General features: G+C 71.5%; 31 protein-coding genes. 16 read left to right on the top strand and 15 right to left on the bottom strand.

The annotated features are described in order from the left end of the window. Nucleotide 1 precedes the first annotated feature (1 nt). Genes PH203_RS33910 through PH203_RS33895 form a run of 4 tightly spaced genes read left to right on the top strand, consistent with a single transcriptional unit; the run spans nucleotide 2 to nucleotide 2,610 of the window. Entirely contained in the window at nucleotides 2–412 is a 411-nt protein-coding gene (locus PH203_RS33910; protein WP_030043913.1) for a roadblock/LC7 domain-containing protein, read from the top strand. Next, complete coding sequence (locus PH203_RS33905; protein WP_232648597.1) at nucleotides 409–780, top strand: DUF742 domain-containing protein; 372 nt, start codon at nucleotides 409–411, stop codon at nucleotides 778–780. Before PH203_RS33910 ends, PH203_RS33905 begins: the two co-directional genes overlap by 4 nt. Then, nucleotides 761–1,366 (top strand): ATP/GTP-binding protein, encoded by a 606-nt coding sequence (locus tag PH203_RS33900; protein WP_289925071.1) that lies wholly within the window; start codon nucleotides 761–763, stop codon nucleotides 1,364–1,366. Before PH203_RS33905 ends, PH203_RS33900 begins: the two co-directional genes overlap by 20 nt. Next, nucleotides 1,363–2,610 carry a cytochrome P450 gene (locus tag PH203_RS33895; RefSeq protein ID WP_289925070.1) on the top strand — a complete coding sequence of 416 codons (1,248 nt, stop codon included), beginning with the start codon at nucleotides 1,363–1,365 and terminating at the stop codon, nucleotides 2,608–2,610. Before PH203_RS33900 ends, PH203_RS33895 begins: the two co-directional genes overlap by 4 nt. 79 nt (nucleotides 2,611–2,689) lie before the next feature. On the opposite strand, the gene PH203_RS33890 is transcribed toward PH203_RS33895, so the two are convergent. The 3 genes from PH203_RS33890 to PH203_RS33880 all read right to left on the bottom strand — a co-directional run bounded on the left by PH203_RS33890 (nucleotide 2,690) and on the right by PH203_RS33880 (nucleotide 7,672). Then, nucleotides 2,690–4,378 (bottom strand): hypothetical protein, encoded by a 1,689-nt coding sequence (locus PH203_RS33890; RefSeq protein ID WP_289925069.1) that lies wholly within the window; start codon nucleotides 4,376–4,378, stop codon nucleotides 2,690–2,692. Nucleotides 4,379–4,528: 150 nt separating this feature from the next. Next, nucleotides 4,529–6,163: an amidohydrolase gene (locus PH203_RS33885; RefSeq protein WP_289925067.1), complete on the bottom strand. Its 1,635-nt coding sequence runs from the start codon at nucleotides 6,161–6,163 to the stop codon at nucleotides 4,529–4,531. An 18-nt stretch (nucleotides 6,164–6,181) separates the two neighbouring features. Further along, a complete protein-coding gene (locus PH203_RS33880) occupies nucleotides 6,182–7,672 on the bottom strand; it encodes an APC family permease (RefSeq protein ID WP_289925066.1) in 1,491 nt (496 codons plus the stop codon). Between the two features lie 159 nt (nucleotides 7,673–7,831). Here PH203_RS33880 and PH203_RS33875 point away from each other — a divergent pair, with 159 nt between their 5' ends. The 3 genes from PH203_RS33875 to PH203_RS33865 all read left to right on the top strand — a co-directional run bounded on the left by PH203_RS33875 (nucleotide 7,832) and on the right by PH203_RS33865 (nucleotide 9,541). Further along, on the top strand, nucleotides 7,832–8,539 hold the full coding sequence (locus PH203_RS33875) for a TetR/AcrR family transcriptional regulator (protein WP_289925063.1): 708 nt from the start codon (nucleotides 7,832–7,834) through the stop codon (nucleotides 8,537–8,539). Between the two features lie 65 nt (nucleotides 8,540–8,604). Beyond that, on the top strand, nucleotides 8,605–9,069 hold the full coding sequence (locus PH203_RS33870; RefSeq protein ID WP_289925062.1) for a pyridoxamine 5'-phosphate oxidase family protein: 465 nt from the start codon (nucleotides 8,605–8,607) through the stop codon (nucleotides 9,067–9,069). Between the two features lie 79 nt (nucleotides 9,070–9,148). Beyond that, nucleotides 9,149–9,541, top strand: a complete 393-nt coding sequence (locus PH203_RS33865; RefSeq protein ID WP_289925061.1) for a VOC family protein — start codon at nucleotides 9,149–9,151, stop codon at nucleotides 9,539–9,541. Between the two features lie 54 nt (nucleotides 9,542–9,595). Here PH203_RS33865 and PH203_RS33860 read toward each other — a convergent pair whose 3' ends face one another. After that, nucleotides 9,596–9,901: a DUF4235 domain-containing protein gene (locus PH203_RS33860; protein WP_289925060.1), complete on the bottom strand. Its 306-nt coding sequence runs from the start codon at nucleotides 9,899–9,901 to the stop codon at nucleotides 9,596–9,598. A gap of 30 nt (nucleotides 9,902–9,931) precedes the next feature. Next, nucleotides 9,932–10,918 carry a glutathione S-transferase C-terminal domain-containing protein gene (locus PH203_RS33855; protein WP_289925059.1) on the bottom strand — a complete coding sequence of 329 codons (987 nt, stop codon included), beginning with the start codon at nucleotides 10,916–10,918 and terminating at the stop codon, nucleotides 9,932–9,934. Nucleotides 10,919–11,065: 147 nt separating this feature from the next. On the opposite strand from PH203_RS33855, the gene PH203_RS33850 reads away from it, so the two are divergent. Continuing rightward, complete coding sequence (locus PH203_RS33850) at nucleotides 11,066–12,037, top strand: cation diffusion facilitator family transporter (protein ID WP_289925058.1); 972 nt, start codon at nucleotides 11,066–11,068, stop codon at nucleotides 12,035–12,037. Between the two features lie 103 nt (nucleotides 12,038–12,140). On the opposite strand, the gene PH203_RS33845 is transcribed toward PH203_RS33850, so the two are convergent. After that, entirely contained in the window at nucleotides 12,141–12,590 is a 450-nt protein-coding gene (locus tag PH203_RS33845; RefSeq protein ID WP_289925055.1) for a nitroreductase family deazaflavin-dependent oxidoreductase, read from the bottom strand. A 191-nt stretch (nucleotides 12,591–12,781) separates the two neighbouring features. On the opposite strand from PH203_RS33845, the gene PH203_RS33840 reads away from it, so the two are divergent. Beyond that, entirely contained in the window at nucleotides 12,782–13,216 is a 435-nt protein-coding gene (locus PH203_RS33840) for a nuclear transport factor 2 family protein (protein WP_289925053.1), read from the top strand. Between the two features lie 3 nt (nucleotides 13,217–13,219). On the opposite strand, the gene PH203_RS33835 is transcribed toward PH203_RS33840, so the two are convergent. Continuing rightward, nucleotides 13,220–13,849 (bottom strand): LysE family transporter, encoded by a 630-nt coding sequence (locus PH203_RS33835; protein WP_289925316.1) that lies wholly within the window; start codon nucleotides 13,847–13,849, stop codon nucleotides 13,220–13,222. Between the two features lie 308 nt (nucleotides 13,850–14,157). Between PH203_RS33835 and PH203_RS33830 the strand changes: the two genes are divergently transcribed. Both PH203_RS33830 and PH203_RS33825 read left to right on the top strand, forming a co-directional pair. Further along, a complete protein-coding gene (locus tag PH203_RS33830) occupies nucleotides 14,158–15,345 on the top strand; it encodes a cytochrome P450 (protein ID WP_289925051.1) in 1,188 nt (395 codons plus the stop codon). Between the two features lie 13 nt (nucleotides 15,346–15,358). After that, on the top strand, nucleotides 15,359–15,544 hold the full coding sequence (locus PH203_RS33825) for a ferredoxin (protein ID WP_289925048.1): 186 nt from the start codon (nucleotides 15,359–15,361) through the stop codon (nucleotides 15,542–15,544). On the opposite strand, the gene PH203_RS33820 is transcribed toward PH203_RS33825, so the two are convergent. After that, on the bottom strand, nucleotides 15,531–16,088 hold the full coding sequence (locus PH203_RS33820; protein WP_289925047.1) for a TetR/AcrR family transcriptional regulator: 558 nt from the start codon (nucleotides 16,086–16,088) through the stop codon (nucleotides 15,531–15,533). The genes PH203_RS33825 and PH203_RS33820 overlap by 14 nt on opposite strands. A gap of 103 nt (nucleotides 16,089–16,191) precedes the next feature. On the opposite strand from PH203_RS33820, the gene PH203_RS33815 reads away from it, so the two are divergent. After that, on the top strand, nucleotides 16,192–16,650 hold the full coding sequence (locus tag PH203_RS33815; RefSeq protein ID WP_289925046.1) for a nuclear transport factor 2 family protein: 459 nt from the start codon (nucleotides 16,192–16,194) through the stop codon (nucleotides 16,648–16,650). A gap of 9 nt (nucleotides 16,651–16,659) precedes the next feature. Further along, nucleotides 16,660–17,175, top strand: a complete 516-nt coding sequence (locus PH203_RS33810; RefSeq protein ID WP_289925044.1) for a flavoprotein — start codon at nucleotides 16,660–16,662, stop codon at nucleotides 17,173–17,175. Here the strand turns inward: PH203_RS33810 and PH203_RS33805 are convergent. From PH203_RS33805 to PH203_RS33780, 6 genes are read right to left on the bottom strand one after another with little or no spacing between them, the layout of a single operon-like run. Beyond that, a complete protein-coding gene (locus PH203_RS33805) occupies nucleotides 17,165–17,941 on the bottom strand; it encodes an MBL fold metallo-hydrolase (RefSeq protein WP_289925042.1) in 777 nt (258 codons plus the stop codon). The two genes, PH203_RS33810 and PH203_RS33805, sit on opposite strands and share 11 nt — an antisense overlap. A gap of 56 nt (nucleotides 17,942–17,997) precedes the next feature. Further along, nucleotides 17,998–18,795 (bottom strand): alpha/beta hydrolase, encoded by a 798-nt coding sequence (locus tag PH203_RS33800; RefSeq protein WP_289925041.1) that lies wholly within the window; start codon nucleotides 18,793–18,795, stop codon nucleotides 17,998–18,000. Nucleotides 18,796–18,816: 21 nt separating this feature from the next. Further along, nucleotides 18,817–19,650 (bottom strand): alpha/beta fold hydrolase, encoded by an 834-nt coding sequence (locus PH203_RS33795; protein WP_289925040.1) that lies wholly within the window; start codon nucleotides 19,648–19,650, stop codon nucleotides 18,817–18,819. Between the two features lie 22 nt (nucleotides 19,651–19,672). Next, nucleotides 19,673–20,497, bottom strand: a complete 825-nt coding sequence (locus tag PH203_RS33790) for an alpha/beta hydrolase (protein WP_289925039.1) — start codon at nucleotides 20,495–20,497, stop codon at nucleotides 19,673–19,675. Next, nucleotides 20,404–20,742, bottom strand: a complete 339-nt coding sequence (locus PH203_RS33785; protein WP_289925036.1) for a helix-turn-helix transcriptional regulator — start codon at nucleotides 20,740–20,742, stop codon at nucleotides 20,404–20,406. The genes PH203_RS33790 and PH203_RS33785 overlap by 94 nt, the downstream gene beginning before the upstream one ends. Continuing rightward, a complete protein-coding gene (locus PH203_RS33780) occupies nucleotides 20,742–20,936 on the bottom strand; it encodes a hypothetical protein (RefSeq protein WP_289925035.1) in 195 nt (64 codons plus the stop codon). The genes PH203_RS33785 and PH203_RS33780 overlap by 1 nt, the downstream gene beginning before the upstream one ends. A gap of 109 nt (nucleotides 20,937–21,045) precedes the next feature. Here PH203_RS33780 and PH203_RS33775 point away from each other — a divergent pair, with 109 nt between their 5' ends. Beyond that, a complete protein-coding gene (locus tag PH203_RS33775; RefSeq protein ID WP_289925034.1) occupies nucleotides 21,046–22,014 on the top strand; it encodes an aldo/keto reductase in 969 nt (322 codons plus the stop codon). A gap of 86 nt (nucleotides 22,015–22,100) precedes the next feature. On the opposite strand, the gene PH203_RS33770 is transcribed toward PH203_RS33775, so the two are convergent. Continuing rightward, a complete protein-coding gene (locus PH203_RS33770) occupies nucleotides 22,101–22,907 on the bottom strand; it encodes a phytanoyl-CoA dioxygenase family protein (RefSeq protein ID WP_289925033.1) in 807 nt (268 codons plus the stop codon). Nucleotides 22,908–22,976: 69 nt separating this feature from the next. Between PH203_RS33770 and PH203_RS33765 the strand changes: the two genes are divergently transcribed. Both PH203_RS33765 and PH203_RS33760 read left to right on the top strand, forming a co-directional pair. Continuing rightward, complete coding sequence (locus tag PH203_RS33765; RefSeq protein WP_289925032.1) at nucleotides 22,977–23,903, top strand: helix-turn-helix domain-containing protein; 927 nt, start codon at nucleotides 22,977–22,979, stop codon at nucleotides 23,901–23,903. A 311-nt stretch (nucleotides 23,904–24,214) separates the two neighbouring features. Continuing rightward, a complete protein-coding gene (locus PH203_RS33760) occupies nucleotides 24,215–26,215 on the top strand; it encodes an RICIN domain-containing protein (protein ID WP_289925031.1) in 2,001 nt (666 codons plus the stop codon). Nucleotides 26,216–26,251 lie beyond the last annotated feature (36 nt).

The raw sequence follows: 26,251 nt of genomic DNA, 5'->3' as shown, positions 1-26,251 counted from the left end.
CATGACGCAACAGGGAACCGACGTGAGCTGGGCGCTCCGCGATCTGGTGGAGTCCATCCCGGAGATCCGTTTCGCCCTCGTGGCCTCGAGTGACGGCAAGGCCATCACCTCCTTCGGCGCCGAGGACCCCGACGACGTGGACCGCTTCGCGGCGGTGGTGGCCGGGCTGCAGGCGCTGGCCCAGCCCGTCGCGGAGCAGTTCCCCAAGTACGCGGGGCAGCTGCGCCTGGCGATGATCGAAGTCGACGGCGGTCACCTCTTCGTCGTCCGCGCGGGCGTGGAGACCTACCTCGGTGTGCTCGCCCGCGAGGGCCTCGACCAGGGGCTCCTCGGACACCAGATGCGAGACCTGGCCCGCAGGATGGGCGAGCTCCTCGGCACCACTCCGCGCCTGGAGGAGCACTCTGGATGAGTGCTCCCCGCCGGCCCACGGACCCGTCCGGTCTCGAGCGTTACTACGTCCTCACCGGGGGGCGCAGCGGACCGGGCGGTTCGGCGTCGAGTCTTGACGTGGCGACTCTCATCGTCTCCCTGGCCGCCCCCGTTCCGGGCATGCAGCACGAGCACGAGGACATCCTCCGGCGCTGCCGTGATCCGCTGTCGGTGGCCGAGCTAGGTGCCCATCTCGGACTGCCCTTCAACATTCTCGCGGTGCTGCTCACGGATCTGCTCGAGGCAGGTCGCGTCGAAGCCCGTGACCCCATCCCGGCGCACGGCGCCGGTCGCGGGCCCGACCTCGCGCTCCTTGAGGAGGTACTCAGTGGACTTGAAAGGCTTTGACCAGCCGGGCCGGCCCGGCGGGTCCGGCCCCCGTTCGGTGAAGGTGATGATCGCCGGCGGCTTCGGCACCGGGAAGACCACCCTGGTCCGCTCCGTGAGCGACATCAAGCCGCTGACCACCGAGGAGACCCTCACCCAGGCCAGCGTCGACGTCGACCATCTGATCGGGGTCGCCGAGAAGACCGAGACCACCGTCAGCCTGGACTTCGGCAAGATCAGCCTCAACGACAGCCTGATGCTGTACCTGTTCGGCACCCCGGGCCAGGAGCGGTTCTGGTTCCTGTGGAACGGGCTGTTCAAGGGCGCGCTCGGCGCGATCGTGCTGGTCGACACCCGGCGCCTCGCCTCCAGCTTCCGGGCCATCGAGGAGATGGAGCGGCAGGACGTCCCGTTCGTCGTGGCGCTGAACGTCTTCCCCGACTCCAAGGACTATCCGGTCGAGGAGATCCGCGACGCCCTCGACATCCCCGAGCACATCCCGGTCGTGGCCTGCGACGCCCGCGACCGGGCCTCCAGCCGCGATGTGCTCGTCGCGCTGATACGTCACCTGAAGGACCGCTCTGCCGTCGCACTGGAGTCCCGATGAACGACCAGCCCTTAAACGATCCCGACACCCCGCGCGGCTGCCCGGTCGCCCACGGGGCCGACCTCACGCGGCTGTTCGGTCCCGAGGCGTCGACGGACCCGTACGGCATCTACGAGCGGCTGCGCAAGGAGCACGGGTCCGTGGCGCCGGTGCTGCTCGAGGGCGACGTCCCCGCCTGGCTGGTGCTCGGCTACCGCGACAACCGGCGGGTGCTGGACAATCCGCGCCAGTTCAGCCGGGACGCGCGGATCTGGCGGGACTGGCGGGAGGGACAGATCCCGGAGACGCACCCGCTGATTCCGATGGTCGGCTGGCGGCCCGACTGCGTCTCCCAGGACGGCGAACCGCACCGCCGGCTGCGGGGCGCGGTCACCGACGGGCTGCTCGCGGCGTCCAGCCGTGGTGTGCGGCGGCATGCCACGTTCTTCGCGAACAAGCAGATCGACGCGTTCGCCGACACCGGGCGTGCCGACCTGGTGGCCGAGTACGCCGAGCACCTGCCGATGCTCGTGCTCACCCGGATCCTGGGCCTCCCCTCGGCCGACGGCCAACACCTGGTCGAGGCGTGCGCCCAGGTCTTCAAGGGAGGCGAGGGCGCGCTGGAGGCCAACGGCCAGATCATGCAGATCCTTTCGGAACTCGCCGAGCGCAAGCGGTCCGAGCCGGGCTCCGACTTCACCACGGCCCTGCTGGAGCACCCGGCCGGCCTCGACCACGACGAGGTCGTCAGCCATCTGCGGCTGGTGCTGATCGCCGCGCACACCACCACGAGCAACCTGCTGGCCCGCGTCCTGCAGTCGGTCCTGACCGACACGGGCCGGCTGTCCGGTCTGGTCAGCGGTCAGCTGACCGTCTCCTCGGTGGTGGAGGAGGTCATGTGGGACACCCCGCCGCTGGCCGTGCTGCCGGGCCGGTTCGCGGCCTCCGACCTGGAGCTGGGGGGCCATCACATCCAGGAGGGCGAGATGCTCGTCCTGGGGCTGGCCGCAGGCAACCTCGACCCGGAGGTACGGCCGGACGCGGGCGTCGCCGTACAGGGCAACCAGTCGCACCTGGCGTTCAGTTCCGGACCGCACGAGTGCCCGGGGCAGAGCATCGGCCAGTCCATCATCGAGATCGGCGTGGACGTACTGCTGCACCGGCTGCCGGGCCTGCGTCTGGCCCTGCCGCCGGAGGAACTCTCCTCGACCGCCTCCACCTGGGAGTCCCGGCTGGACAGCCTGCCGGTCGAGTTCGCCGTCTAGCGACCCCAGTGGACCGCTGTCCGGCCGGGATCCCGGCCGGACAGCGGTCCACTTGGGGTGTGCGGTCGGGGCCGGGCCGTCAGCCGTCGAGCCAGTCGCCTTCGACGCCCGTCGGACGGTATCCCGTGGCGTTCCAGAGGAAGTGCGGGTGCGCGCCGGCGAACATGTAGGCGAGCAGTGCGGTGTCCTCGCGCCCGGTCCGCGGGTCGTGCAGGGTGTGGAACTTCTCGGAGCCCACCACACCGGCGTCCTGCTGGACCTCACGAGCGCGGTCCTTCGACGGTGCGGCGCGGGACGCCTCCACGGCGGCGACGTAGGTGCGGCGCAGGATCTCCCACGCGCTGTCGACGTTGCCGTACCAGGGGCCGTGCAGTGCCTCGAAGGCATGGAGCTCGGCGTCGAACAGGGGCCAGGTCTCGGGGAACCGGGCCCGGCACAGCGCGGACAGCTCGGCGGCCCGGGGGCTCAGTGCCGGTACGGCGGCCCGCGGTGCGAGGGTGAGCGTGGTGCCGCTTGTGAGGATGCCGGTGCAGGGGTTGGGCTGCAGGTCGCACAGCGGGCAGTCGTCGGTCGGCGGGAGACCCTGGGTGATGCCGTCGAACCACAGGGCGTGGCGGCCGGTGAGCCCCATCCACACGATGGTGGTCGTCATCAGCCAGGTGTTCCACATCGAGTCGTGCGCCTCGGGCATGCAGCCGTACTTGACGAGGGCTATCGCGCAGGCGGCGTAGAGGGCCTTGGTGTGGGTGGGCATGTCGGCGAGCCAGAAGTTGCTGATCTCACCGGTGAGGGCGTCGGCCCGGACGTCGGTCATGTCGTCGATGACCCGGCACAGCAGCAGGGAGGCGAGGTTCTCCTCCTGCCAGAGTTCGCCGTCGGGTGCGACGTGCCAGAACAGACAGTCCAGCATCTGCAGGATCGAGTAGGTGCTCTGGTCGAGCGGGTTGCTCTGGGGGAGCGTGACGCGGCCCGAGGCGTGCTGCTGGAGCCAGTACTCGTCGACGGCTCGCTTGTGGGCCGCGAACAGGCCGCTGACGAGAGCCCGCGCGCTGTTGGTGCTGAAGTTCTCGGCCAGACGGCCTTCGGCATGCCGGGTGAGGCGCGCGGTGTCGATGGTGTCGATCACGCGTTTGTACTCGTGGAAGACGAGGATGTCGTCCTCGAAGCGGTGACGGTGGCCCAGGTCCCGTTCGAGGTCGTTCATCTGCCGGGTCCAGGACCAGCCGCCGGTCAGCACGCTGTCGAGTTCCCGGCGGTACGGCCAGGTCTTGACGGTGAGGGGACGGCCGGCGCTCTGCCGCCAGCCGTAGTCACCCAGGGTGCGGGCGGGGGGCGTGGGTATTCGGCGGCACAGAGCGCAGTCACAGGCGGCTGACTGCTCCACCTCGGGGGGCGGGGCGAGCGCCCGGCTGCGCCAAGCCCCCTCCAGCATCAGGCAGGTCAGCCGGCACAGCTCGGCGTCGGTGCCGATCTGGGGGAAGGCCGACTCGATCGTCCGCAGGTTGGCGTCGAGGTGCCGCAACCTCGCGTAGCCCTCCTCGTCGGGAGGCAGGAACGCGGGCTGCGCCAGCCGGAAGGCCCCCTCGACACGGAGCGTGGTCCCGGAGCGGCCGGATCGGAGCGCGTCCAGCCGCTGTTCGGCGGCGCTCTGGCAACTTCGGTACTCCTCCGTGATCCCCTTGACACGTTCCAGGAAGAGGCGGGCCAGGATGTGCCCCGCCTCCTCCGTCGGAACACCACTGGCGGCGTGAGTGACGGTGTGAGGCATGTGGTTCCTTTCGGGAAACGGCGCGCAGAACCCCCCACGCACGCACTCGAACTCCGCTTCGGCGTACGAAAGTTGAAGCGAGAAGCGGAACGAGACTTCCCAGAGCGTAAATGATCTACACCGTGACCCGACCGTGATGTCCGTTACTGCTCATGCCTCTTGAGCTGCGTATACTCGCGCGCCCCCCACGTACGTCAGGGCGACGCGGGTCTCCGCGATCGCCTCGGGCGCAATCGCGAACGGATCGCGGTCCAGGACGACGAGATCCGCCAGCGCCCCGGCGCGCACCCGGCCGGTGTCGTCGAGATGGTTCACATAGGCCGAGCCCGCCGTGTACGCGGTCAACGCCTCGGCGAGTCCCAGGCGTTCGGCGGGCAGGAACACCGGCGCGCCGTCGCTGTCCGGTGTCACCCGGTTGACCGCGACATGGATGCCCTCCAGCGGATCGGGGCTGCTCACCGGCCAGTCGCTGCCCGCGGCGAGTGTGGCGCCCGAGCGCAGCAGCGCACCGAACGGGTACTGCCACGAGGCCCGTTCGGGACCCAGGAACGGAATGGTCAGCTCGTCCATCTGGGGCTCGTGCGCGGCCCACAGCGGCTGGATGTTGGCCGTGGCGCCCAACCGGGCGAAACGCGGTACGTCCGCGGGGTGCACGACCTGAAGATGTGCCAGGTGGGGTCGCGTGTCGCTCGGTCCGTTGGCGGTGCGTGCGGCCTCGATCGCGTCCAGCGCGTCGCGTACGGCGCGGTCGCCGAGGGCGTGGAAGTGGCACTGGAAGCCGAGCGCGTCCAACTCGGTGACGTACTTGGGCAGTTGTTCCGGGTCGATGAAGCTCGTGCCCCGGTTGGCGGTGGCGCAGCCGCACTTGTCCAGATACGGGTCGAGCAGCGCGGCCGTACCGGTCTCGGCGACCCCGTCCAGCATCAGCTTCACCGTCCCCGCCCGGAACCGGCCATGGCTGAGCGCGGCCCGCTTCTCCACGAGTTCGGGGATCTGCTCGGCCCCGCGCTCCCGGTCCCACCACAGCGAGCCGACGACGCGCGCGGTGAGCGAGCCGTCCCGGGCGGCCGTCAGATACGCCTGCGACGGGTCGTCCATGCCGAGGAAGGAGCCCACCAGCGCGTCCTGCCAGGCCGTGATGCCGAGCGAGTGCAGATGGCGCTGCGCGTGCAGGAGGGCGGCGAGCCGGTCGGCGGGTGTGGCCGGGGGAGTGAGACGCCCGACGAGCTGCATCGCGCCTTCCTGGAGCGTGCCGCTGGGTGTGCCCGAGCCGTCCCGGTCGATCCGCCCGTCGGCCGGGTCGGGCGTGTCGCGCGTGATGCCGGCGAGTTCCAGGGCGCGGCTGTTCACCCAGGCGCCGTGATGGTCGCGGTTGGGCAGATAGACCGGCCGGCCGGGTACGACGGCGTCCAGCAGCTCCTTGGTCGGCGTACCGCCCTCGAAGGCCTCCATCGACCAGCCGCCGCCGGTGATCCACTCCCGTTCCGGATGCGCGTCGGCGTAGGCGCGCACGGCGGCGAGGGTCTCCCCGGCCGTCCTTGCGCCGGTCAGGTCGCACTGGGTGAGCTCCAGACCGGCGGGCACCGGATGGATGTGCGCGTCCTGGAAACCGGGCAGGAGCAACCGTCCGGCCAGGTCGACGACTTCGGTGCGCGGTCCCGCGAGGTCCAGGACCTCGTCGTGTCCCACTGCGGTGACGCGCTCGCCGGTGACGGCGACCGAGGTGGCCGTACGGCCCTCGGGGGTGAGGACGGGGCCACCGGTGAAGATGAGGTCTGCGTACATGGTCCGTTTCCTGAGGGGTCATCGAGAGGTGGCGAGGAGCTGCGGCGCGTCGGCGTCCGTGCCCTTGCCGGTGCGGAAGTAGGGCGACCTGCGCACCCACCTGGCCCACGCGGCGGCCACGAAGCCCGACGCGATCATCGCCAGCGGGGTGCTCAGCAGGAACCAGCCGTTGTCCGCCCGGAGTTCGAAGTGGTCGGTGGAGGTGTAGAAGGACCAGCCGAGATAGCCGCCGAGCCCGAGCAGCGCGAGCGCACTCAGCGTGGGCAGCACCACGGCCCGGATCCCCTGCCGCCAGTCCTCGCGCAGCAGCGACCGGAAGCGCACGGCCGCCGCGAGGGCCGTCAGGGAGTACGACAGGGCGACCACGATGCCGACCGCGCTCACCGTCGCCATGATCATGTCCGCCAGTCGCGGGATGACCAGGGCGAGCGCCGCGACGGCGGCCGCGAGCGTGCCGATCAGCACGGTTCCGGCGGCGGGAGTCCCGTACCGGGGGCTGACCTTGGACCACACCGGCCCGAGCGTACGGTCCCGGCTCATCGCGAACATCGACCGGGCCGTCGGGATCACCCCGGCCTGCAGCGAGGCGACCGCCGAGAACATCAGCGCCACCAGGGGAAGCGCGGCCAGTGGCTGCGAGGCCAGCCGGTCACCGAAGAAGGCCAGCCCCTCGGCGCCGTGACCGGCCAGCTCCTCCTCGGACAGCACGCGTTGGAAGGCGACCGAGCCGATGAGGAACAGCACCAGCATGGTGATCAGGGTGGTGAGGCCGGCCCGGGAGGCGTCCCGGGGGTCGCGGACCTCCTCCGAGACGCTGAAGGCGCTCTCGAACCCCCAGTAGCAGAACACCGACAGCAGCAGGCCCTGCGCGAGGGCCGTCGCCGAGGGGATCGCGAACGGGTCGAACCAGCTCAGGCTGAAGGGATGCGGGCCGGTGACGATGCCGTAGCCGCAGAAGCCCAGCAGGACGACGTACTCGAAGACCAGCAGTCCGCCCTGGAGCCGGGCCGCGGTCCGCACCCCCGTGACGGCGGTGATCGTGACCGCGACCAGGACGAAGACGCCGAGCGCGGTGGTCTGGGCGGTGGAGCCTGGGTCGAGCGTGAGGCCGCCGAGGCGGTGGAGCCCGGCGTCACCGGCCAGCTGGATCAGGGCGGAGCCGGTGACGGCGGTGGTGTAGGCGAGGAAGGCCACCGTCGCCACGATGTTCACCCAGCCGACCATGAAGCCGAGCCACGGGTTGAGCGAGCGGCCCACCCAGACATAGCCGTTGCCCGCGTTGGGCTCCACGCGGTTGAGGCGGGAGTAGGCGCCCGCGATGCCGAGCACCGGCAGGAACGCCAGCAGCATGATCGCCGGCAGATGCAGGCCCACGACACCGGCGGTCACACCCAGGCCGATGCCGATGCTGGTGGTCGCGGCCGTGCTGGAGGCGGCGATGGCGACGCCGTCCAGGACACCGAGGGACTTGCGCAGGCTGGGCCCTGAAGAGGGAGCGTGGTCGGACATGGGCGGTTCTCCGCTCGCACCTGGGGGCCTGGTCGGCCCCGGTGAGGCGACATGAAACTGTCCTGGGGGTTAACAGGTCAACGGTGTTGTCATAAGGTGCGGCCACCGGGCACCGGCCCCTGGCCCCCGCCACCGGCCCCCCGGCTCCAGGAGGCAGCCTTGACCGACCGTGTCGTCGCACCCGCCGCCCGGCGCCGCAGGCGCCCCACCAAACAGGGCGTCGTGCTCTCCGAGGAACTGATCGTCGAGACGGCCCTGAGGCTGATCGAGGAGCACGGCGCCGACGCCCTCTCGGTCCGGCGGCTGGGCCGCGCGCTCGGCGCCGATCCCAGCTCGCTGTACCGCTACTTCCGGCACACCGACGACCTGATGCTGGCCGTCGCCGACGAGCTCATCGGCCGGACCCTGCGGATCTGGCGGCCCACCGGGGACTGGCGCGCCGATCTGCGCGACCTCGGCCTGCGGATGCACACGGGCGCGCTCGCCCACCCCCGGGCGGCGGTCCTCAGCTCGCACCGGGTCACCGGCCGCGGCCACGAGATCCAGGCCGTGGAGACGATCATCGGCGTCCTGCGCGACGCGGGTTTCCCCGACGCCGACGCGGTGCGGATCTACCACGCCTTCGTCGACCAGGCCCTCGCCTTCGCCGCCCTCGACTCGGCGAGCACCGCGCTGCCGAGACCCGCCCGCGAGGCCGAACGGGCCGTGTGGCGGGCGACGTACGCCCGGCTGCCCGCCGAGACCCATCCGCACATCGCCGCGACGGCCCGCCACCTCGTGGCGGACATGCCGCGCAGCTCCTATCCGGCCGCCCTCGACATGCTGCTCGCCGCGGCGGCGGCGCGGCTCGCGGAGATCCGTGCCTGACGGGACATCGCGAGGTCACACTGGACACAGCCGTCAACACCGCCCCGACAGGAGGCCGTTCACCCATGACCAACCCGCCCGCACGCCCCGCCGAGCAGCGCATGCAGGACACCCTGAACCGTCTGGAGAACGACGCGGACGTCTGGGTCGCCACCGCGAACGCCGAGGGGGGAGTCCCGTTCCTCGTGCCGCTGTCCTTCTTCTGGGACGGCTCCACGCTGCTCCTCGCCACCCCGGCCACCAGCCCCACCGGACGCAATCTCCGGGCCACCGGCAGGACACGGCTCGGGCTCGGGCCGACCCGGGACGTCGTGATGATCGAGGGCACGGTCGAGACGTACACGCCTGCCGAGCTGGGCGAGGAGGAGGCCGACCGGTTCGCGGCCGCCACCGGTTTCGAACCGCGTGAACTCGCCACGCCCTACCTGTACTTCAGGGTCCGGCCGACCAGGGTGCAGGCCTGGCGGGAGGCGAACGAGCTGGCCGGGCGGGAGCTGATGCGGGACGGGAAGTGGCTGGTCGCGGAGTGAAGCGGGCGGTTCGGGATATCCGGGAGGTACAGGGCGGCGGGACAGGAACGTCCCGCGCCCCGGACCGTTCGGAGGAGACATGGCACTGGTGAAAGCGGGCGTCGTGGTGCTCGACTGTGCCGAGCCGGAGCAGCTCGCCGTGTTCTACAAGGAGTTGCTGGAGGCCGAGGAGACCGACGCGAGCGCCAACCGCGTGGAGATCCAGGGCGCCCAGGGAACCCGGCTGGCCTTCCGCCGGGACGTGAACGCGACGCCGCCGAGCTGGCCGCGCCCCGAGAACTCCCTCCAGGCCCACCTCGACTTCGTCGTCGACGACCTGGACGAGGCCGAGCGCAAGGTCGTCGGCCTCGGCGGACGCCCGCTCGACACGAAGGACGCCTCGGGCCCGTTCGAGGAACGCGGCTACGCCGACCCGGCGGGCCACTCCTTCACCCTGCGCCGTGTCCCGTCCACGGCCCCCAAACAGGGCTGAGACTCCGCTCGGACGCCGGTCGGGGGGAGCACCTCCCCCCGACCGGCCGCGCTCTCAGTCCCGGCCGGACTTGTCGTCGGCCGGCCAGACGCCGGTGGAGCGTTCGATGGCCTTCGCACCCGTACGGTCCACCGCGCTGCGCACCACCGCGAAGATGGCACCCTGGACGGCAGCGGCCAGCAGGACCTCGCCCCAGCCGCGGTCCCGGTCCAGCGCGTCGGGTGCGTCGTCCTCGTGCCGTATCACCTTCCACGTCTTCTGGAAGGCGAGCCCCGCCAGCCACCCGCTCGACCAGCCCAGCACGAACCCGACGGGCTTGTAGGCGAGGGGGAGCTTCAGCTTCTTCTTGTTCTTGGCCATGTACGTCTCCTGATCCTGAGTCGGTGCCGTTCAGTTCCGGTCCGGCGGCGGGCCCGGCGGTGTCCCGTCGCCGAACGGCCGGCCGCCCAGCTCCTCGCGGTGATGCGGGGTGAGCCAGCCCGCCAGGTCCGGCCCGAGCGGCACGATGCCGGTCGGATTGATGCCGGAGTGCACCTGGTAGTAGTGCCGTTTGATGTGGTCGAAGTCGACGGTGTCACCGAAGCCGGGCGTCTGATAGAGGTCGCGGACGTACGCCCACAGCACCGGGTTCTCCGTCAGTTTCCAGCGGTTGCACTTGAAGTGGCCGTGGTAGACGGCGTCGAAGCGGACCAGCGTGGTGAAGAGCCGGATGTCCGCCTCGGTGATCGTGTCGCCGACCAGATACCGCTGCCCCGCCAGCCGCGGCGTCAGCAGCTCCAGCCGCCGGAAGACCCCCGCACACGCCTCCTCGTACTCCTCCTGCCCGGTGGCGAACCCCGCCCGGTACACCCCGTTGTTGACGTCCTCGTAGACGTCCGTCATGAGCGCGTCGATCTCGTCGCGCAGCTCCCTCGGATACAGGTCAGGGGCGCCGTCGCGGTGCAGGGCCGTCCACTCGGTGGCGAGGTCCAGGGTGAGCTGCTGGTAGTCGTTGGTGACCAGCCGCCCGCTCGGCACGTCCACGACCGCGGGCACGCTCACCCCGCCGGGATGGCCGGGCTCGCGCCGGTCGTACGCCTCGCTGAGGTAGCGGATGCCGAGGACCGGGTCGCGGCCGTCCGGATCGAGGGTGAAACGCCAGCTGCGGTCGTCCTGGATCGGGTCCGCGACGGCCAGCGACAGGGCGTCCTCCAGGCCGAGCAGCCGCCGGGAGACGAGGGAACGGCTCGCCCATGGACAGGCCCGGCTGACCACCAGCCGGTAGCGTCCCGCCTCCACCGGCCAGCCGTCGCGGCCGTCCGCGGTGATCCGGTCCGTGAAGTGGGCCTTGGACCGGCGGAACGTCTCGTTGCCGTATGCGCGGTTGCCGCCGCTCATGGGTTCCTCCTGTCTGCGCGGGTGTTTGCCCGGCCGCGGTGCCCGGGCCGCGCGGGGCGCGGTCCCGCACACCGGGCGGCGCGGTCCTGCACACCGCGTTCCCAGAATTCGGCGTGTGAGCCGCCTCGCCGGGGGCAGTCGGCGGAGGTGAGCGGGACACCCACGGAGAAGAAGGCGGACCGGCGGACCAGGGTCACCGTGCTGGTGGCGCTCGCGGCCAACCTGGTGATCGCGGTCGCCAAGGCGGTCGGCGGCCTGCTCGCCCACTCGCCGGCCCTGCTGTCGGAGGCGGCCCACTCCGTCGCCGACAGCCTCAACGAGGTCTTCCTCCTCGCCGCGCTGCGCCGCAGCCGCCGCCCCGCCGACAGACGCCATCCGTTCGGATACGGCAAGGAGCGCTACTTCTGGTCGCTGCTGGCCGCGGTCGGCATCTTCGTCATGGGCGGCTGCTTCTCCTTCTTCCAGGGCATCGAGGCGCTGCGAAACGGCGCCGAGGAGGAGCTCAGCGGGTACGTCGCGGGCCTGATCGTGCTCGGGGTCGCCTTCCTCGCGGAGGGTGCGTCCCTGGCGCGGGCCCTCCACCAGATGCGCCGGCAGGGCGGTACCGACGGCGGTCTGCGCGACCCGGCGCTGCGCACGGTGGTCGCCGAGGACGGCACGGCGGTGCTCGGCGTGACCCTCGCCGCGACGGGCATGGCCCTGCACATGGTCACCGGGGAGGTCGTGTGGGAGGCGTCCGCCTCGCTGGCGATCGGGGCACTGCTCGTCTACGTCGCCTACCGGCTGGGCCGCGACGCCCGCGACCAGCTGATCGGCGCGGCCGCAGACCCCCGGACCAGCGGCCGGATCCGGGAGCTGCTGGCGGCACAGCCCGAGATCGACAGCGTGGAGGCGCTGTTCACGATGCAGACCGGGCTGGAGTCGTACCTGGTGGCCGCGCGGGTCGACCTGGTGCCGGGCATCGACAGCGAACGGGTCGAGGAGGTCGCCGTCCGGATCAAGCGGTCCGTCGCCCACACCTTCCCCGAGGCCGACCAGATCTTCCTGGACATCACCGACCGCCCGGCCCGGGAGGCAGAGGAAAGCCCCGCCGCGACGGGGGAGCGCGGCGGGGCCTGAGCCTCAGGTGCCCGGCGGCCGGAGCTTCATGCGTCCCCGGAACAAGATTTTTCCCCGGAGCCGGGAACGCCCGCCCGCACCGGCACCCTCCGGCCGGTCCGGGTCAGTCCCCGTCGACCGGTTCGAGCACGAAGACCGGGATCTCCCGGTCCGTCTTCGTCTGGTAGTCGGCGTACGGCGGGAAGGCGGCGACCGCCCGCTCCCACCACTCGGCCTTCTCCGCGCCGGTGACCTCACGGGCGGTCATGTCCCGCTTCTCCGCGCCGTCCTGGAGCTCCACCCGGGGCTCGGCCTTGACGTTGTGGTACCAGACCGGGTGCTTGGGCGCCCCGCCCAGCGAGGCGACCGCGGCGTACCGGCCGCCGTGCTCCACCCGCATCAGCGGCGTCTTGCGGATCTTGCCGCTCCTGACCCCCAGGGTGGTCAGGACAATGACGGGCATTCCCGTGTCCCGCAGCGTGGTCCCCTCGGTGCCGCCGGAGCTCTCGTACAGCTCCACCTGCTCGCGCACCCACCCCGTCGGACTCGGTTCGTACTCGCCCTCGAGAGGCATGTCATCCGTCCCATCGTCGTCGTACGGCTCACTGACACCGATCGTCAACACCGGGGCGCCCGGGAATCATCCGCTCCGGAGACCGGGACCGGACGGACTCCATGACCCCGGCGATGACCTCGGAGGTAATCGCCGCGGTCCGGCCCTCTCGGGCACGGTGGGAACCGGCCGAAGGAGAGGACGGATCACCGATGACCGCCACCACCGCGACGACGACCCGTGCCGTGATCGAGGAACTGCTGCGCCGGATCGGCCAGGGCGACCCGGAGCGGATCGCCGAGCTCTACGCCGACCACGGCGACTGGAAGCTGAACTGGCCCGAGGACGAACACGGCCGCCCCGCCACGCCATGGATCCGGCACCGCTCCACCCAGGCCGACGCCGCGGCCCACTACCGCGAACTGGCCCTCCAGCACCTCCCCGGCGAGGCGGCCACCGAGATCGAGCGCATCCTCGTCGACGGCGCCGACGCCGTGGTCCTCGGCGAGATCCGGCAGACCGCCCGGGCGACAGGGCGGCCGTATCGCGCCAGGTTTGCCCTGCACTTGACCGTCGAGGACGGTCTGATCGTCCGGCATCACGTGTACGAGGACAGCCTCGCCGTCGCCCGGGCCTTCGCACCGTGACCGTCACGGCGGCAGCATCATCTGCACGGCCAGCCCCGTGATCACACCGCTGGACACCACCGCCGTCACCAGCCGCCCCCGTCTGCCCGTCAGCAGCCGGCCGAGCAGCGCACCGCCCCCGGCCAGCAGCAGCTGCCAGCTCGCGGACGCGACGAACGCCGCCAGGACGAACACGGCCTGGGCCGGCGGCGAGACGGACTCCGTCGTGCGGGTGCCGAGGACCAGGGCCGCGAAGTAGATCACGGTGGTCGGGTTGAGCAGGGTGATCCCGAGCAGTGCCAGATAGGCACGTGCGGGACTCGGAGGCGGTGCATCGGCGCGCGCGGCGAGCCGACGGCCGCGGTAGTGGCGTACGGCCGTGATCGTGCCGTGTGCCGCCAGCACGAGCAGCAGCAGGGCCGAGGTCCAGCGCAGTGGTCCGAGCGCCGGCCGGAGCGCGGCGGCGAGGGCGGAACCGCCGAGCGTGGCCAGCAGGGCGTAGAGCCCGTCGGCCGTGGCCACGCCGAGCGCGGCGCAGACACCGGTGCGCAGGGACGTACGGGCGGTGAGGGAGACGAGATAGGTCCCGACCGCCCCGACGGGCACGGCGATGCCGTACCCCGCGATCAGCCCCGCGACGAGCGCCCCGGTCATGACGTCGGGAGCGTCGGCCTCCACGGTCGGCGGGACTGCTGCTGGAACCGCACCGGAGAGACGGCGGCGGTCGGCGGCAGCAGGGCATCGAAGGTAGACATGGCCGGATTCTGGGGGCGGCAGGGCGAGGGCGACAACCGAATTACCGGTTCGCGGGGCCGGCGGGACTCCCGCACCGGGGTCGATCCCCGGCCAGATCGCGCATCCGGGGGATCTGGCCGAACTTGCGGTCCCAGAACTAGATGCCCGGGGCATCCAATGAGGACAGGCAGAGAACCAGCACGGCACCTTCGTCTGCGAGGTCATCCATGACGGAAACGGAACCCGTCGCCTTCCCCCAGGACCGGACCTGCCCCTACCACCCGCCCACCGCCTACGACCCCCTGCGCGCCGCCCGCCCGCTGACCCGGATCCGGCTCTACGACGGCCGTTCCGCCTGGCTGGTGACCGGACACGCCCTCGCCCGGGCCCTGCTCGCCGACCAGCGCCTGTCCACCGACCGCACCCACCCCGACTTCCCGGCGCCCACCGAACGCTTCGCCGCGGTGAAGGACCGGAAGGCCGCGCTGCTGGGCTACGACGACCCCGAGCACCACGCGCAGCGCCGCCGGATGATCCCCGCCTTCACCCTCAAACGCGCCGCCGGACTGCGCCCGCGGATCCAGCGGATCGTGGACGAGCGGCTGGACGCGATGATCGAACAGGGGCCGCCCGCCGAACTCGTGAGCGCCTTCGCGCTGCCCGTGCCCTCGACGGTGATCTGCGCCCTCCTCGGGGTCCCGTACGCCGACCACGAGTTCTTCGAGGGCCAGTCACGCCGGCTGCTGCGCGGGCCGAAGGCCGCCGACACCCTGGACGCGCGGAACCGGCTGGACGCCTACTTCGAGGACCTGATCGACCGCAAGCGGCGCGACCCGGAGCCCGGCGACGGCGTACTGGACGACCTCGTCCACGACGGCACCCTGGGCCGCGGAGAGCTGATCGCCCTGGCGACCATCCTGCTGGTCGCCGGTCACGAGACCACCGCCAACATGATCTCGCTCGGCACCTACACCCTCCTCCAGCACCCCGACCGGCTGGCCGAGTTGCGGGCGGATCCGGACCTGCTGCCCGCCGCCGTCGAGGAGCTGATGCGGCTGCTGTCGATCGCGGACGGGCTGCTGCGGATGGCCGTCGAGGACATCGAACTCGACGGGACGACGATCCGGGCGGGGGAGGGAGTCGTCTTCTCGACCTCCGTCATCAACCGCGACGAGAGCGTCTACCCCGCCCCCGACACCCTCGACTGGCACCGGTCCGCCCGTCACCACGTCGGGTTCGGCTTCGGCATCCACCAGTGCCTCGGCCAGAACCTGGCCCGCGCCGAGATGGAGATCGCCCTGCGCACCCTCCTGCACCGGCTGCCCGGGCTGCGCCTCGCCGCCCCCGCGCAGGAGATCCCCTTCAAGCCCGGCGACACCATCCAGGGGATGCTGGAACTCCCCGTGACCTGGTAAGAGGCTGAAGGCCATGCACATCGACATCGACAGGGACGTCTGCATCGGGGCCGGGCAGTGCGCGCTGGCCGCCCCGGGAGTGTTCACCCAGGACGACGACGGATTCAGCGAACTCCTGCCGGGGCGGGAGGACGGCGGCGACCCGATGGTCCGCGAGGCGGCGAGGGCCTGCCCGGTGAGCGCGATCAGCGTGGAGTAGCGCTCAGCAGCACCCCGGCCGCGTCCCGTGCCACCCGCGCGGGCTCGGTGCTTCGGGTGATGCCCGCGGTGACCATGGCGCCCTCCGCCAGCAGGAACAGCTGCCCGGCCAGCGCGCCGGGCAGCCCGGCGTCCGCCACCAGAGCGGCGAGGTAGTCCCGGAACGCGGCCTTGTGCGCCTCGACCTGAGCCGTCACCGGTTGCGACGTCGCGCCCAGCTCGCCGTAGGAGTTGATCCACGCGCAGCCGCGGAAGCCGTCCTCGCCGAACCACCCTTCCAGCCAGTCGAAGACGGCGAGGATCCGCTCCGGTGGATCCTCGGTCCGCTCCACCTGCGCGGCGAGCCGTCCGCGCCAGCGCTCGTCGCGCCGCTCCAGATAGGCGACCACCAACTGCTCCTTGGCCGGGAAGAGCTGGTAGAGCCGCTTGAGCGACACCCCCGAGGCGGCCCGGATGTCGTCCATGCCGACGGACTGGATGCCGCGTCCGTAGAACAGCTCCTCCGCGGCGTCGAGTGCCCGGTCCCGGGCGGTCGCGCTGTCCATACGGGTCTCTCCTTGCCTCTCCTTGACGTGAGAACGAGCGTTCTCCTACGGTAGCAGGCAGACGGAGAACGCACGTTCTCCCCTGCTGTTCACGGAGGACCACATGACCGACCGTCCGCCCCTGCCCCCGTTCACCCGTGAGACCGCGGCCCGCAAGGTGCAGGCCGCCGAGGACGCCTGGAACACCCGCGACCCGCACAAGGTGGCGCTCGCCTACTCCGAGGACTCGGTGTGGCGCAACCGCGGCACCTTCGTCACCGGCCGCGCGGAGATCGTCGGGTTCCTCACCGCGAAGTGGGCACGCGAGCAGGAGTACGCCCTGCGCAAGGACCTGTGGGCCTTCGACGGCAACCGCATCGCGGTCCGCTTCCAGTACGAGTGCCGGGACGACGCCGGCCAGTGGTGGCGCAGTTACGGCAACGAGCTCTGGGAGTTCGACGAGCACGGCCTGATGACCCGGCGCGAGGCCAGCATCAACGACGTACCGATCGAGGAGAAGGAGCGCCGGATCCACGGCCCGCGCCCCGAAGCCGAACACGGGCGGAACTCCCCGCTTCAGTAGGGTCGTCGGGTGACAGAACAGGCCGGAAAACCCTTCCTCTACGTCGTCGTCTGCGCCGCCGGGATCGCCGCCGGCGTCGGCGAACTGATCACCGCCGCCCAGGAAGAGGGCTGGGAGGTCGGAGTTATCGCCACGCCCGTGGCGATGAACGGATTCTTCGACACCGCCGCCGTCGAGGGGCAGACCGGCCGCCCGATCCGCTCCGCCTGGCGCACCCCCGCTGACCCGCGGCCCTTCCCGCCGCCGGACGCGGTGGTCGTCGCCCCCGCCACCTTCAACACCGTCAACAAATGGGCGGCCGGGCTGGCCGACACCCTCGCCGTGGGCACCCTGTGCGAGGCGTCCGGGGTCGGCGTCCCCATCGCCGTACTGCCGTGTGTGGCCGACGCGTTGGCCGGTCATCCCGCTTACCAGGACAGCCTGATACGGCTGCGCGGGATGGGGGTGCGGTTCGGGCCGCCCTTCGCGGGGGAGCCGGGGGAGGAGTTCGGGTGGGAGCGGGCGCTGGAGCTGCTCAGACGGTGAGCTGCCACGGGGTGCCGAGGGGCAGCCAGTGCACCGGCGGGCCTTCGGCGAGCAGCTTCTCGGCGGCGGGGCGGCCCTCGCGGAAGTGCGACCAGCCCTCGTAGTGCACGGGCAGCACGGAGTGCGGTCGCAGCAGGCGGCACAGCTCGACCGCCCGGGCCGCGGTCATCGTGTAGCGGACGGGGCCGGTCACCGGGAAACCCACACCGCCCAGGTGGAGCACGGCCGTTCCCACGTCCACGCGACGGGCGACCTCGCGCACCCCGTCGTACAGGACCGTGTCGCCCGAGATCCACAGGGCGCCGTGCGACTGCCCCTCCCAGCGCAGCGCGAACCCCGTCACCTCGCCGACGACCGGACGGAGGAACCGGGGGCCGTGCCGGGCCGGGGTGGCCGTGACCTCGATCGCCGGACGGCCCGGGGACTGCAGGTGCCAGGTCGTCCACGGGTCCAGGCCACGGGAGTTGCCGCCGAGCCGCCGCGCCCCGGACGGTGTCGTCAGTACGACGTCCGCCCTCGGCAGCAGCGCGCGGCCGGCCGTGTCCAGGTTGTCGGCGTGATGGTCATGGGTGAGCAACACCGCGTCCAGCGGCGGGAGTTCGGCCGGGTCCACGGCCGGTCCCGTGGTCTTGCGCGACGAGGTGCCCCAGCCGAAGGAGTAGCGGCGGCCGGGCGCATCGAAGGTCGGGTCGGTCAGCAGCCGCCACCCGCCGACCTCGATCAGCGTGGTGGGACCGCCGATGTGCGTGATGCGGATCTCGGTCATAGACGGTCCCCTCCTGAGGTCCGGGGCGGTGCGCGGCAACCGCCCCGGACTGCGGGCTACTTGGCGTGCGAGACGGCCCAGTCGAGGGCGAAGTCGGCGACCTCCTCCCAGCCGGGCGCCGCGGGCAGCAGATGCGGTCGGCCCGCGTACTCCTTGACCTCGGTGACCGTGTTCGACTTGTAGTGCCGGGCGTTGGACTGCTGCACCTTCGGTGGCATCAGATGGTCCTGCTCACCGGCGACGAACAACAGGGGTGCGCGGTCGTCGTTGTGGTAGTTCACGTAGGTGCTCTGGTGGCCGGGCCGCAAAGTCGCGAGGGCGCTGTCCCAGAAGATGCTCCCCGACGCGGGCACCGCGTACCGCTGGTACAGCGCGCGGGACTCCTCCTCAGGGAAGGTGTTGGTGAAGGCGTAGTGCCACTGCTCGAAGGTCAGACCGACCGCGCGATGCCGGTTGGCCGGATTCTTCAGCACCGGGAACGCCGCCTTGATCTGGGTCAGCGGCACCACCGCGACGCCTTCCGTGGGCGCCGAGTTGAGGGCGACGCCCGCCGCCCCGTACCCCCGGTCGAGCAGGAGCTGGACGAAGACGCCCCCGGCCGAGTGGCCGATCAGGACGGGTGGTCGGTCCAGGCCGCCGACCAACGACTCCAGACTGTCGATGATCTGTCGGACCGTCACCTTCTCGATCGGTGCCGGGTCGGCGTTGAGCGACTCGACCTCCACCTCGAAGCCGGGGTAGGCGGGGGTGAGGACGCGGTAGCCGCGCTTCTCGTAGTGGGCGGACCACTGCTCCCAGCTCCGTGGGGTGACCCAGAAGCCGTGGATGAGGACGATGGTGTCCGGAGCGTTCATGGCTCCTCCTTCGTGGAGATGTCAGCGGATGGCGCGGTGCGCGGCCCGGATCTGCCGGACGACGGCGTCCGGGTGCGACATCATCACGACGTGCGAGGCCCCCTTGACCTCGACGACCCTGCTCCCGGCGCGCTCGGCCATGAACCGCTGCGCCGCGGGCGGGATGACCCGGTCGGCGCCGGCGACGACGTACCAGGACGGCAGTGACTTCCACGCCGGTGCGCCGCTGGGAGCGCCCAACCCGCCGACGCTTCCCGGGCGTTGGGCCACCGCCATCACCCGGGTCAGCGAGCGCGGGAGATCCTGGGCGAAGGCGTCGTGGAACTTCGCCGGGTCGATGTAACCGTCGATGCCGGGCTCGCTGCTGCCGGGGACCGGGTACGCCCGGGTGAGCAGCGCGCCCGGCAACTGGCTGCCGGGGAACCTGCCCGCCAGCTCCAGCGCGGTCTCGCCCTGGTCGGGCGCGAACGCGGCCACGTACACCAGTGCCTTGACGTTCGGGTTGGCGAGCGCCGAGTTGGTGATGACCTCGCCGCCGTAGGAGTGGCCGACCATGATGACCGGGCCGGGGAGCGTGGCGACGACGGATGAGATGTACTGCGCGTCCTGGGCGAGGTCGCGCAGCGGATTGGCCGGGGCGATGACGTCGTGACCCGCCTTGAGCAGCCGGGCGGAGACCTCGTTCCAGCCGGAGGCGTCCGCGAAGACGCCGTGCACGAGGACGACGGTCGCTCTGGTGCCGGAGGGGGCGGAGGCGGCCGAGGCGGGTGTCGCCGCCGTGCCGAGGGCGAGGGCGCCGCCCGCGGCGACGAGGCTGCCGAGGACACGGCGGCGGGACTGGCTTTCGGAGACCATGCCTGGGGAGTTCCTTCCGGGGTCAGGAGTTGAGGAAGTCCAGCAGGTCGGCGTTCAGCTGGTCCTTGTGTGTGTCGGTGATGCCGTGCGGGGCGCCCGCGTAGACCTTCAGCGTGGCGTTCTTGATCCGGGCCGCCGACGCCTTGCCGCCCACCTCGAAGGGCACGACCTGGTCGTCGTCGCCGTGGACCACCAGCGTGGGCACGTCGAAGGCGTCCAGATCGGCGCGGAAGTCGGTCGCGGAGAACGCCCCGATGCACTCGTACGCGCCCCGGTGCCCGGCCTGGAGCCCCTGCCGCCAGAAGGCGTCCCGAGTGCCCTGGGAGACATCGGCGCCGGGCCGGTTGTTGCCGAAGAACGGGCCGTCGGCCAGATCCCGGTACAGCTGCGACCGGTCGGCGAGCGAACCGGCGCGGATCCCGTCGAACACCTCGACCGGCACACCGCCGGGGTTGTCGTCGGTCTTGAGCATGAACGGCGGTACGGCCGAGACCAGCCCCAACTGGGCGAGCCGGCCGGTGCCGTGCCGGCCCACGTAGCGGGCGACCTCGCCGCCGCCGGTGGAGAAGCCGATGAGCGTCGCGTCCCGCAGGTCGAGCGTGTCGATCAGCGTGGCGAGGTCGTCGGCGTAGGTGTTCATCTCGTTGCCGTGCCAGGTCTGCGTGGAACGGCCGTGGCCGCGCCGGTCGTGCGCGATGACACGGAAGCCGTGGGAGGCGAGGAACAGCTGCTGGGCCTCCCAGCTGTCGGAGTTCAGCGGCCAGCCGTGGCTGAGCACCACGGGGCGGCCCTGTCCCCAGTCCTTGTAGAAGATCTCGGCCCCGTCGGCTGCGGTGACGTACGGCATGGGAGCGCTCCCGTCTGCGAGACGTTGTCCGACGCCACCGATCCTCGTCCGGCGGGCGGTGTCCCCGAACCCCGTGAAACGCGTAGTCGTGACCTGTCTCGGGGCCCGGGCGTCTCCCTCAGCTGCCGCCGGGACCGCACATCGAGCTTCCGGAAGATCTTCCGCAGGCGGTGGTCGACGGTGCTCGCGCTGATGAACAGCTGCACGGCGATCTCCGCGAGGAGGGTGAGGGTGGTGAGCCCCATCAGGAACCGGTCCGGCGGCGGTCCGTCGGCGAGCCCGCACGCCCCCGGAGCGCCTTGTGCTGGGCGGCGGGCGGTGCGACCTTCCCGTTGCCGGCGTCACCGCGCAGCAGCACGACCCGGCTCAGCCCATCCCGCGGGGCGGACACCAGAGCTTCGAGCTCTTGCCGTTCCCTGACCCGCCCGTCAGGGATCACGTGAACGCCCTTCAGGAAAGCCCGAGGCGCCGACGGCAGGTTGAACCCTGGGCCCCGGTGACGCCGTACGCTCCTTTACCTACCACCGGGAAAGGCGGGAGCAGCAACGATGCAGTACGTGAAGCTCGGTTCGACCGGCCTGGACGTGTCGCGGATCTGTCTGGGGTGCATGACCTACGGCCTGCCCGACCGCGGCGTCCACGAGTGGACCCTAGACGAGGAGGCCTCGCGTCCCCTGATCCGGCAGGCACTGGACGCCGGCGTCAACTTCTTCGACACGGCGAACGTGTACTCCGACGGCACCAGCGAGGAGATCGTCGGCAAGGCGCTGCGGGACTTCGCGAACCGCGACGAGATCGTCCTCGCGACCAAGGTGAACGGCCGGATGCGCCCCGGCCCCAACGGCGGCGGTCTGTCCCGCAAGGCGATCCTGTCCGAGATCGACCACAGCCTGAGCCGCCTCGGCACGGACTACGTCGACCTCTATCAGATCCACCGCTACGACTCCCACACCCCCGTCGAGGAGACGATGGAGGCTCTGCACGACCTGGTCAAGGCGGGCAAGGTCCGCTACATCGGGGCCAGTTCGATGTACGCCTGGCAGTTCTCCAAGATGCAGTACACGGCGGAGCGGCACGGCTGGACCAAGTTCGTCTCCATGCAGAACCACTACAACCTCCTCTACCGCGAGGAGGAGCGCGAGATGCTGCCCCTGTGCGCGGACCAGGGGGTGAGCGCACTGCCCTGGAGCCCGCTGGCCCGCGGCCGTCTGACCCGTGACTGGGGCACCGTCACCGAACGGAGCGCGGGCGACAACTTCGGCGGCCGCCTCTACCTGGAGAGCGACCGCACCATCGTCGAGGCCGTCACCCGCATCGCGGACGACCGGGGCGTGCCGCGCGCCCAGGTCGCCCTCGCGTGGCTGCTGCGGCAGGACACGGTGGCGGCGCCGATCGTGGGCGCCGCCAAGCCGCATCACATCGAGGACGCGGTGGCCGCGGTGGAGCTGGAGCTCAGCGATAAGGAGGCCGAGGAGCTGGAACAGCCCTACACGGCACGTCCGATCGTGGGGCACTGACCGCTTCCAGCGGGGTCCGTGCGTCTCCAGTGGGGCCCGTGCGTCTCCAGTGGGGCCCGCGCGTCTCCTGTGGGGCCCGCGCGTTTCTAGTGGGGTCCGTGCGGTGCGAACTCCGTACCGCACGGACCCGCGCCTTCGCTCTGAGGCAGTACGACGCGCTCCCCGCGCATGGTCCGCGTCCGGTAGTACTCCCCGATCCGCTCGGCGGAAGCGCCCACGTAGTGGCCGATGAACGACCGCCGGAACCTCCCCTCGGTGCGGTTCGGCTGCGAGCCGTGCACCAGACTCCCGTTGAAGAACAGGACGTCCCCGGGCGTCATGTCCACCGGCACCGTGGCCAGCCCCGCCGGCGGCGGCACGTACTCCCGGGCGAACGACACGCCCTCGTCCGCCTCCTCGGGACAGAACAGATCCATCCGGTGCGTCCCGGGAACGACCTCCAGGCCCCCGTTCTCCCGGTCGATCACATCGCACGCCACCCAGGCCGCCACGCATGTCCCCGGCTCGACCCGCAGATAGAAGTTGTCCTGGTGCAGCGCCTGCCCCCGCGCCCTGGGCGGCTTGAAGTAGAACATGCTCTGCGCGGCCAGCACCTCCTCGCCGAACAGCGTCTCCAGCACCTCCCGCAGCCGCGCGTCGAGCAGCACCTCCCGCGCGAGGGAGTTGATCTCGTGCGGCTGCATCACCCGCGGATACACCCCCAACGGGTCCGTACCGCCCCGCGGCTCGAAGTGCCCGCGCACCGGCCCGGCCGCGTGCAGCGCCGCGAACTCGTCGCACAGCCGGTCGATCTCGTCCTGTCCGAACAGTTCCCGTACGACGGTGAAGCCGTCCTCCCGGAACTGCCGGAGCCGGTCCTCGGTCATGACGGTGGCACTGCCTGTGACTGTCATCCGCTGACTCCTCGCTCGGGTGTCCTTTGTGTGTAACGCTAGGTAGCAGAAGCCATCCGGAGGATGTCCATGACCGCTGACGAACTATCTGGGACTGCTGCACCCGGCATCCCCGCACCTCCGCCGGGCCTCGTGGTGCTCGGCCGCTTCGAGGAGGCGCCGGGATACGACATCAGCCGTCCGCAGGGCTCGGCCAGCTGGCTGTTCACCTGGACCGTGCGAGGCCGGGGGCGACTGCGGCAGGGCGCGAACACCACCCGGGCAGGCGCAGGTGATCTGGTGGTGCTCGGGCCGGGTGTCCCGCACGCGTACGGCGTCGAACCGGGCGCCGGCCACTGGCAGTTCTGGTGGGTGCACTGCCAGGCCCGGCCGTCGTGGCTGCCCTGGCTGGGCCCGTACGACAGCGGCGACGGGATGTACGTCGTCCCCGCGGCCCCGGCCACGCCGCACGACCGGGTCGAGGCGGCGTTTTGCCGGATGCTCGCCGACGCACGCGGGCCGGGCGCCTCGGGATCGCCGGACGCCGGGGAACCGGCGCCCGGCACCGACGACCGGGTCGCCGTGGCGCACGACAGCGCCGCCCGCGAACTCGCCCTGTGCGCACTGGAGGAGATCGTCCTGCTGACGGCCGCAGGCGCCCGGGAGCCGGCGCACCGGCCCGGCCTCGACCCGCGCATCCAGCGGGTGCAGGAACTCCTCGCCGCCGACCCGGGCGCCCCGCACACCGTCGACTCGCTCGCCGCGCAGGTCGCGCTGTCGCCCTCCCGGCTGGCCCATCTCTTCACCCGGCAGCTCGGCCAGTCGCCGATGCGGGCACTGCGCGAGGCACGGCTGCGGCACGCCGCGCGACTGCTCGAAGGCACCGGTCTGTCGGTGGAACGGGTCGCCGTGGCCTCGGGCTTTGTGAGCCCCTTCCATTTCCATCGCGTCTTCCGCGAGCGATTCGGTATGACGCCCGGTGAGTACCGCGCGGGCCGCCCAATGGTTGGGACGTGACGTGCGCGGACGGCCGTATGCGGGGTGGAGTGGTCTTTCAATGGTTTCGGCCATCGCCTGGTGAAAGTGATTCCCAAGAGCCGTGTCGTTAAGGCGTCATGGGCCGCTCCGGGTATTGACGCACCGTCAATATCGGTTGCTGCGCACGCAATGCACAAAACTGAATGATCTCTTGTTACATCTCGCTGACCTGTGCAAAGGTTATGCCTTGTCGGCGTGCGGACAATAGTGGACCTGCCCGCCTTGACCGCTCCCGTACGTCCCCCACGCTTCAAAAGAGCAGCCGTCGGCGGGACCGCATACCCCTTGGTATGGACTTTGTTTGGTATGCCCCCGAGAGGAATGCAGCCGTGAATGTCGACGCGACGGACGAACAACTCAGCGCCGAGCTGAAGAAGTGGACGGGGGCCGCGCCCGCGCTGCACCCCGTCGGTGAACTTCTCGACCGGCACTGGGAAGCGGCCTTCGCGTACGCCCGGCTGTGCACCGACGGACCGCGTTCGGCCGGAATGCTCACGACCGCGGCCTTCACCCGGCTTTTCGGGGAATCCCTGCGGCAGAACGGGCCGACGGCCGCGTGGCGTCCCCAACTGCTGGTCACCGTGCGCCGGATCGCCGCCGAGTGGGACGGCGACCGCAGACGCGAACAGCTCCACCCCGAGCTGCGCTCCGGGATCGAGGACGGCGACCGCGCGGCGGCCCGGTTGCTGCCGCCCGCCGACCGGCTGCTGCTGTCCGGCGCGTTCCAGCGGGTGCCCCAGTCGGCCCGCTGTCTGCTGTGGCACAGCGAGGTCGAGGCCGAGCCACTGGAGGTGCCGGCCGCGCTGTTGGGCCTCGAGGAGGAGGACGCCCGCGTCGAACTCGGCCGCGCCCGCGAGCGGTTGCGCGAGGAATGCCTCCACGTGCACCGCGAACTCGCCCCCGAGCAGGAGTGCCGCAGCTACGTCAGGATGCTCGACGTCACCTACCGCCGCGGTGGCATCGATGTCGACCCCGACCTCCGTGCCCACCTGGACCGCTGCAAGCACTGCCGGCACACCGCCGACCAGCTGCACCGGTTCAACGACCGCCTCGGCACCGCCCTGGCGGAGGCGGTGCTCGGGTGGGGCGGCCGCGCCTACGCGGAGTCCCGCCGCGCCGCCCGGGAGGCGCCGGTGGAGGCGGCACCGCCCCAGCCGCAGCCCGTGGCCATCGTGGGCGAGGCCTTCTTCGACCTGAGCCCGGACACCCTCCCTGACACAGCTCCGAACGCGGCTCCGAATGCGGCTCTGAACACGGCGCCGGACGCGGCTCCGAATGCCCCTGTCAACGCACCCGCCGGCCCCCGCGCCTCCCGCAGATCCTGCCCCACCCGCACGGCCCGCAAGGCCGCCCGCCGCGCCGCCGCCCGGCGCCGCAACCTCACCGCGGCCGTCGTCACCGTCAGCGCGCTCGTCGTTCTCCCGCTGGTGCTGTGGTCCGCCTCGGGAGGCGGGGACGAGAACGCCGCCGACGGCGCGAACGCCTCCGAAGCCCCCGACACCGGCTCGGGCAGATCCTCCACCTCCGACCCGTCCTGGGCCGGAGCCGACGGACAGGCCCAGGGCACGCTCCACGGCCGCCTGCACAACGTCGACTCCGGGCTCTGCCTGGGCGTCGAGGGCGGAAAGGCCGTCAAGGGCGCGGAGACCGAGCTCGCCAAGTGCTCCTCGAAGAGCGACCAGCAGTGGACCTACGAGACCAGCGGGGTGCTGCGCAGCGGCGCGGACCCGGGCCTGTGCCTGGACTCCAGCCTCGGCTACTCGGTGCGGCTGGCCCCGTGCGAGGGCGCCGACGAACCGGGCTCCGAGGACATCCGCTACGACTTCACCCTCCAGGGCAACCTGGTGCCGCGCGGGGACCAGAACCTGGCGCTGGCCCCCGCCGCCACCGACGGCACGGGAGCCCTCGTCCTCAAGACCCGCGACGACGTCGCCGTCCAGCGCTGGGCCTTCGACACCTCACGGACCGACCTCCAGATGGAGGTGGTCAACTGGGCCGCCGAGAGCGACACCACGAAGAGCGACCCCGTCGCCACGCCCACCCCGACCGCGTCCAGGAAGGCCTCACCGACACCGTCCCCGACCCCCACGGCCGCCCCGCCGACGCCCACGGGCTGGTCCCCCGACGACCCGTCCTGCTACTACACCCACAGCTGCTCCTGGGACGGCCAGAACGGCGGCGGCTACGGGGGTGGCGGATACGGCGGCGGCGGTGGCTGGTACGGCGGCGGATACGGCTACGGCGGTGGTTACGGCGGCTATGGGTACGGCGGTTACGGCGGCGGGCGCTGACCGGCCGACCTGCCTGCCCCGTACCTGCCCGCCCCG

It is taken from the genome of Streptomyces sp. S.PB5 (genome assembly GCF_030403745.1).
Taxonomy (GTDB): Bacteria; Actinomycetota; Actinomycetes; order Streptomycetales; family Streptomycetaceae; genus Streptomyces.
The sequence above is the reverse complement of the archived record's forward strand: the minus strand, read 5'-3'. Positions and strand labels throughout refer to the sequence as shown.